The 5003-nt window shown below is 69.5% G+C and carries 2 protein-coding genes and 2 pseudogenes; all 4 read right to left on the bottom strand.

The genetic code is table 11. From position 1 onward, the window contains the following. Positions 1–2532 (bottom strand): polynucleotide kinase-phosphatase (locus D472_RS0104945; RefSeq protein WP_017603397.1); only part of this gene is annotated, 2532 nt, incomplete at its 3' end. Continuing rightward, a pseudogene (locus D472_RS26600) lies at positions 2529–4027 on the bottom strand (3' terminal RNA ribose 2'-O-methyltransferase Hen1). The pseudogene D472_RS26600 and the gene D472_RS0104945, both read right to left, overlap by 4 nt. Before the next feature lie 43 nt (positions 4028–4070). Beyond that, positions 4071–4571: a hypothetical protein gene (locus D472_RS0104935; RefSeq protein ID WP_017603395.1), complete on the bottom strand. Its 501-nt coding sequence runs from the start codon at positions 4569–4571 to the stop codon at positions 4071–4073. A 64-nt stretch (positions 4572–4635) separates the two neighbouring features. After that, a pseudogene (locus D472_RS0104930) lies at positions 4636–5003 on the bottom strand (hypothetical protein); the annotation flags it as partial.

The following is a 5003-nucleotide window of genomic DNA, read 5'->3' as shown; positions in this document are numbered from 1 at the left end:
CCCCCCCCGCCACAGCGGCTCGTTTCCGGCCGATCGGGTCAGGGCGGCCAAACCCAGCTTGTGTTCACGCATGGCCAGGCCGTTCTTGCGCCCCATCTTCCGGTCCTTGAGCACCGAGATCCGCTCCGGATCGGTGTAGTCCGCCCCGTAGACGATCCTCAGGTACTCCGGCCCGCGCACCTTGAGCCCCGGCTGCGCCAACCCCTTGCGGGCCGTGGCCCGGGCTCCGAGCAGTGGTTTGACCACCATGCCCTCTCCCCCGGCGTCGACCAGCTCCCACCACCAGTCGGCGGCGGCCACGCGGGCCTCATCGTCAGTGACGTCCACGACCCGGTACCGGGTCGGGTGGAGCATGGGGTGGGCCTGGGCGAGCCGTTCGGACACCCCCATGTGCCACAGGTGGTCGGCCTCGCCGTACTCTCGCCCCTCACTGGCGAGCACCATGAACGGCGCGAAGCGCAGCCCCTTGATCCCGTCGGTGTCCCAGGTGTAGCGACGGTAGACGTCGCTGAACGCCTCCATCTGCTCGGTACGACGCTCCACGGTGGCGGCGAGAGCGGAAACGTCCACCCCTCGGGCGGCCGCCGTGGCCAAGGCGGACGAGGCGGCGGGCAGCGAGGCCCGCGCGGCGGCACCGACCGAGGCGTACTGCTCACGGATGAGCGTTCCGGCCTTGGCCGACCAGGGCAGCATCTCCCCGTCCAGGGCGATCCAGTCGGTGCCGAGCCGGTCCCACAGCCCGGCGTCGGTGACCGCCCGGCGCAGCTCGTCGACCACGGTCCGCAGAAGTTCCGCCCCCTTGAAGAAGGGCCGGCCGGTGCGGGTGTACACGGTGCCGAGCTCGCCGGGGACGAAACGTCGCTCGGCGGCCTCCTCGTCCCGGCACAGCACGGCCACCGCGCGCGATCCCATGTGCTTCTCCTGGCAGATCACCTGGCCGATGCCGGAGGACCGGTAGGAGGCGAAGGCCTCGGTGGGGTGCTCCAGCAATCCGGGGTCGGCGGCGGTGGGCGCGGGCGCCATGGTCGGTGGCAGGTACACCAGCCACCGGGGATCCACCGAGAAGCGGCTCATGACCTCCAGCGCGGCCATGGTGCTCTCGGCGTTGGTGCGTACGGTGCCGTATCCGGTGTCGACGAACAGACCGGAGTGCGATCCGCCCACTCCGACGTCGGCGATGTCGATGGCCCGACCGGCGTCCTTCTCGTGCTCCGGGTTCGGCGCCAAGGGGCGCGCCGGCTCGTACCAGACGCGTTCGGCCTCCACGTCCACGATCTCCCGTTCGGGGTAGCGCAGCGCGGTGAGTCTGCCGCCGAACACGCATCCGGTGTCCAGACAGAGGGTGTTGTTGATCCACTCGGTCTTGTCGGTGGGCACGTGGCCATAGACCACCATGGCCTTGCCCCGGTACTCGCGGGCCCAGGGCAGGCGGACGGGCAGACCGAACTCATCGGTCTCACCGCTGGTCTGGCCGTACAGGGCGAAGGAACGCACCCGCCCCGAGGCACGGCCGTGATACTCCTCCTTGAGTCCGGCGTGGGCGATCACCAATCTGCCGCCGTCCAGGATCAGGTGACTGACCAGACCGTCGCAGAAGTCCAGGACCTCCTTGCGGAACTCCTCGCTCTCCCCTCCCAGCTGTTCCACGGTTTCGGCCAGCCCGTGGGTGAGCGTGGCCGTACCCTTCTTCAGGTAGCGGACCAACTTGTTCTCGTGGTTCCCGGGCACACACAGGGCGTCACCGTCGGCGACCATCCCCATGACCAGGCGCAGCACGCCGGGGGTGTCGGGTCCTCGGTCCACGAGGTCACCGACGAAAACGGCGGTGCGTCCCTCGGGGTGGCGAGCGCCGATCGGTCGCCCTCGGCCGTCCCGGTACGTTTCGTAGCCGAGCTCGCCGAGCAGGGACTCCAGTTCCGAACGGCAGCCGTGGACGTCACCGATGACGTCGAAGGGTCCGGTGAATTCGGTCCGATCCGGCCAGGGACGTTCCAGCTCGATCCGGACGGCGTCGATCTCTTCTGGACCTTTGAGGACGTACGTCTTGCGCACGCCCTCACGGGTCATGCGTTTGAGGCCGTCCCGCAGGTCGCGGTGCTGTCGACGGACGACGTGGTCACCGAAGTCCCGGTCCGGACGTGCTCGGTTGCGTTCCATGGCCACTGCCTCGGGAACATCGAGCACGATGGCGGTGGTGAGGACGTCGTTGTCCTTGGCGATGCGGATGAGTTGCTCGCGAGCCTTGCGCTGGACGTTGGTGGCGTCCACCACGGTGAGCAGTCCGCGCCGTAGACGAATGTCCACGACCGTGTTCAACAGCGCGAACGCGTCGGCGGTGGCGGTCTGGTCGGTCTCGTCGTCGCTGACCATGCCTCGGCAGAAGTCGGAGCCGATCACCTGGGTCGCCTTGAAGTGCCTGGCGGCGAAGGTGGACTTGCCCGATCCGGAGACACCCACCAATAGGACGAGCCCCATGCGGGGCACGGCGAGCACGCGGGGCTCTCGGGCGACCCCGAGGTTCGACGCGGTCATCGGGTGAACACTCCCATCTGCGTGGGCGCCCCGGTCTCGGGGTGCTCGGGGCCGACCGGCAGGTACCGGACGGTGTAGCCATGCCGCTGAGCCACCTGATCGGCCCAAACGGCGAACTCGGCACGGGTCCACTCGAAGCGATGGTCGGCGTGGCGGAAGGCCCCTTCGGCCAACCCCTCGTAGTGACGGTTGTACTCGATGTTGGGCGTGGTCACCACGACGACCCGAGGCGCCGCGTCACCGAAGACGACGTCCTCCATGGCGGGCAGCCGGGAGGGGTCCAGGTGTTCGATGACCTCCATGAGGACGGCGGCGTCGTGGCCGTGGAAGCGCCGGTCCCGGTAGACCACCGACCCCAGCAGGAGTTCGGGGCGGGGTCGGCGTCCTCCTTCATCACCGGTGTCGCTGAACAGGGGCCGGTGCCCGCGACCGCCTCCGGGGGCACATCCCTCGCACAGCTTGCGATGGGCCATCTCCAATCCGCCCAGGTGGACGTCCACCCCGGTCACGCGTTCCAGGTTCCGGTCACGGACCATCCGTTCCAGCAGCTTGCCGCCACCACAGCCCAGGTCGATGACGCTGGTGGCTCGCTCGGCTTCGAGTACCGCCAGGACGGCGCCCGCTCGCTGGTCGGCGAGCGAGGGTTCGCGTTCCTCGACCAACGGGTCGCGTGGGACCCGGACGGCGCCCTCGGACGCGTCTTCGGTGTCGCCCTGGTCTTCGGACTCGCTCAGGCGGGCCAGGGCGGTGCGCACGTACCGTTCCCGACGGGCGAGGTAACGCCAGGTGATCCACTCGCGTTCGGGGTGTTCGGCGAGCCACCCCGGCCCGTCCTCGCTCTCGACCCCGTCCACCGGGGCACCACCCGCACGCAGCAGTTTGTCGATCTCTGTGGAGTCCACCCAGTAGTGCTTGTCGCCGCCCTCCATCGCGGGCAGTAGCACGTAGAGCTGACCGAGCGCGTCGGACAGCCGCAGGGTGCCGGTCAGGGTGAGTGACAGGTAATGGGAATCGCCCCAGTGCGGCAGCGCGGGGTCCAAGGGGACCGGTTCGGCGCTCACCGTCCAACCCAGCGGTTCGAACAGGGCACGGGCCCGCTCCGGCCCGGGTCGGCAGGGTACCGCCGGCAGGCGCAGTTCCAGTGGCAGGGGGTGGCTGCCAGTTCGGGGCGGCTCTCGCACACGCCCCGGATCGCGCTCCGCAACACCCGACCCAGCGCCACCGTGAACAGTGACGAGGAGGCATAGGGGCGGTCGTTGACGTACTGGGCGAGGGCGAAGTCCGGGGTGCTCACCGACGTACGCGTTCGTAGCAGCGCCTGCGGGTCCACTTCCAGCAGGAGGGCCGCGGTGCAGCGTTCGTCGTCTGCCTCGGGGTAGAAGACGTGCGCCGTCCCGAAGGACTGCTCGAAGCGCTGCGCCTTGTCCGGGTGCTTGTGCAGCAGGTGTCCGAGGTCCCTCGCCGGGTGGGCCGTGGTCGTGATCGTCAGTAGCACCCGTGCATTGTGACCGAGTCGCCTGGCGCCTTACCAGTGCTTTTCAGGGTGTCGTCGGTGTGGAAGCACCCGGGGAGGCGCCACGCCGGCGCCAGAGGGCGACCAACAGGGCCGACAGGGCGACCGCGAGGGCGATACCGGCGATGTCCAAGGCGTACCAGGGCACCGCCGGACTCGTCGCCTCGGCGACCCCCGGGGCGTGGTCCCAGAGCAGGCCCTCCACCGCCGGGCCCGCACTCAGGAGCAGAACGGCGAAGGCCAAGTGGAAGGGGACGGAGAGCAGGGCGGTCTCCAAGGGCATGGGCAGACGGACCAGCCGCAACAGGAACCAGGCCAGGAGCGGGCCTGCGGCCAGTGTCACCGCCATGGCGATCAGACCCGCGCCGATGTTGGCTCCGACCACCTCATCGGAGGTGAGTTCGACGACGAGCGTGAGGGTGAGCCGGCCGAGGGCCAGGGCGATCAGGCCGGCGCCGGTCCCGGCGGCGAGGCCGAGGAGAAGAGCGCGAAGAGGGCTGACGGGGGCGAAGGATGTACGATTCACGGCTTCAGTCTGGTCGGCTGAACGGCGCACCACCTGAGTACACCTACTCAAGAAGCGTGGGCCACTACTCGAATCCGCCGGCGACCTCCGGAGCACGACGCGGGTCCACGCCCAGTTCGGCCATGGCCAGGGCGACCTCCGCACGCGCCGAACCGAAGAACGACCAAGGGATCTCGCTGACGTGGCGACCCACCATGCCCAGGTGCCAGCGCGCCAGGTCCCGTTCCCCCGAGCGGTGGAAGGCCCAAGCGAACAGGTGGTGGGCCTGGACGTCGCGCACGTGCGGCACCGCCGACGACGCCCACGCCCGCGCGAGCCCGAAGAGCTCCCGTACCGCTTCGCCATGCAGCCGGCCCAGGCCCATGGACGCGATGTAGGCGCTCTTGCCCTCTTCGGTGAGCCGACGTTGTTCACCGCGTAGGAACTCCGCGT

Source organism: Nocardiopsis alkaliphila YIM 80379 (assembly GCF_000341005.1).
GTDB lineage: Bacteria > Actinomycetota > Actinomycetes > Streptosporangiales > Streptosporangiaceae > Nocardiopsis > Nocardiopsis alkaliphila.
This window is presented reverse-complemented; position numbering and strand designations above follow the sequence as displayed.